The 2,563-nt window shown below is 58.6% G+C and carries 1 protein-coding gene and 1 pseudogene; one reads left to right on the forward strand and one right to left on the reverse strand.

Annotated elements, in window-relative coordinates; all coding sequences use genetic code 11:
* Window positions 1-1,530, forward strand: a pseudogene (locus tag AC6RA4_RS24710) (DEAD/DEAH box helicase); the annotation flags it as partial.
* Between the two features lie 25 nt (window positions 1,531-1,555).
* On the opposite strand, the gene AC6RA4_RS24715 reads toward AC6RA4_RS24710, so the two are convergent.
* Window positions 1,556-2,563 (reverse strand): restriction endonuclease (locus AC6RA4_RS24715; protein ID WP_500164851.1); only part of this gene is annotated, 1,008 nt, incomplete at its 5' end.

Below are 2,563 nucleotides of genomic sequence, written 5' to 3' on the forward strand. Positions count from 1 at the left end.
CCGTATCTGGTCCGCAGAGGCGAGAAGATCAAAGGCGAGGAGTTCGCAAATGTCGCCGGGCGAGCCGGCCGCGCTTTCGTGGACGTCGAAGGCCTCATCGTTCACGTGATGTTCGACAAGATCAAATGGCGAGAAAGAGAGTGGCGTGAGTTGGTTGCCTCCGCCAAGGCCCGCACACTGAAGAGCGGCCTCATCCAAATCGTCGCAGAGATCCTTGAGCGCCTGGCCCGTGAAGGCGTTCTGGAGCGCGATGACGCATGGGAATATCTCGCCAACGCCCGCGAAGCCTGGAGATCGCCCGCGGAGGAAGCCGCAGTCGCTGAGCGCTTGGCGGCCGGCGCGGAATATGACGCAGATGACAGTGAAGATGAAGGTGGTGATGACGAGGGGGAGACAATCGACGAGGAACCGCTTTCGCAAATCGTCGAACGTCTCGATGCGACTGTCTTCGGATTGATCGAAGCGCTGGACTCCGACCGGGCGGATCTGCCAACGCTCTTGGACGAGGCGCTCAAAGGGTCGCTCTGGGCGCGCCAGATAGCCCGAGAAGACGAGGACATCGCGCCATTGCACAAGAAGGTGTTCGAGGCGCGCGCTGAACTCATATGGAAGTCCACTACAACGGAGGCGCGGCGTGGACATTTCGCGATGGGTGTCGGACTAGAGGCTGGGCTCGCCATTGATGCCATGGCAGACGAATTGGCCGATCTCCTCGATCAAGCTGACGCTGCTGCGCTGAGTGGCGATGTCGGCGAACTTGTTGACGCCCTTTCAGGTCTCGGGGAACGCCTGCTGTTCATGCGGCCGTTCATTCCAGACAAGACGAACGCGCTACCGGCCAATTGGAAGGACATCCTGCGCCGTTGGGTGTCTGGCGACGATGTCGCCAATATTGGGCCTCAGAATATGCGGGCTGTCGAAGAGGCCTTCACCTATCGTTTGGTCTGGGCCTTGGAAGCTGTTCGTACCCGCCGTATGTCCCTCGGCTGGTCTCCAGAAACAGTGGTGGGGGGCGCCGCAGCAGCGGTCGAAACCGGCGTTCCACAATTCATGATGTCGATGCTGATCCGCGCGGGCCTTCCATCACGGCGCGCAGCCATGGCGGCAATCGAGGATGCCGAGCCAGCCTTCGTCACGCCCGCGGAGATGAGGGCCTGGCTCGAATCCGACGAGATCACAGCTTTCACCGATGCTGGTGATTGGCCGACCCCCGACACGGCAGCGCTATGGGCACGGTTCCGAACGGAGGCCCTGAGTGGCGGCATTCAGAAATGGTCGGTCGAACACTACAAGCGCCTGCTCGACACCGCGACCGCCCCACCTGCCGGCCTCTATCGGATTGTCACAGACGATGGAGATGGGCGGACCTGGATGGCGACGCCTGACTATCAGCGAGTGGCGGCATTCAAGAAATCGGCACTTGATCCGAAGCCCAGCCTGTTCTCGGGGCGGCTGCCGGGCAATACTAGGTTGGTGGAAGCGTTGCGCGTCGGCCGTGGGAAACTGCGCTGGCCACGGGCCAACACGTAGAGGATAACCTACGAGGTATTTTCCGCTATTTTTCGTTGGAAGGCTGAAAAAATCCTGCTCTTAGGTCACGAATACTTTCCGAGTGCTTAGGCATCTGCAAGGAGATGCGCTGGTTCTTTCCCATCCGCCGCTGCGAAGAAAATTCTACGCGCTGGATGGCATCGATATCGCCGGATGAATATTCGACCCTGTTGGCCGCATCGAAAGGAATGTGTTCTGCCTCTACCCAGAGAGCAACGGTGAGTATCACGTCTCCCAACCGAACAGGTCCGTCGGGAGTCGTGACGGTCACCTCGCCGGGATAGGGAAAGCACACCGTTCGGAAGACGGGTGACTGGGCCTTTTCTATGCCTTCAAACGGATCAGTTGCCTCCTGAAGCTGGAGCCAAAGATCGTTCAAAGACCAGGCCGCGCCGGTCTCCTCGTTACGAAAGATGGATGCGAAAGGGTCCGTATCCTCGGGTAGCGTGCAGTCAACATCCGACGGCTCTGGCATCTTCCAATCGAGCGAGCGAAATTTTCGAATGCCGACTCGTGAGATGACGCACGCTTTGTGCCAGAAGAGCACGAAGTCTACCTGCAGCAATGAATTGACATCCTCACTCGAGATTTCCGAGAGCTCTCGAAGAGAAACACCGCTTTGCTCGGCGACCTTCCGGGCATTGTCGGTGAAACCAGACGCACTCACCGCGATCGTACGATCTGCACCAATCGCCTTTTTCTTCGCGGCCAGTTGCTCGATCCAGGTGACATCCTGAATTGCAGTCCTTCGCCGACACTCGATCGTCAAAAGGACTTCGGCGGAGCCAATCCGCGTACGGATACTTGCATCGACCTCTCGCAGCTGGCCTGTAATCTTGCATCTGATACGATCAGGAGAGGTAACAGTCACATTTCCGGGGTCTGCATCAGCCTCTATTCGCGCAACCAAACGCTCGAATTCACGCCATTCAGGATCTTGGCCTTCGCTGGCGCTCATCTTTTGCGACGCTTTCCGTTCGCACCGGCATCGAGGAACATCGGGAAGAAGCTG

The sequence above is a fragment of the Salipiger sp. genome (genome assembly GCF_059781815.1).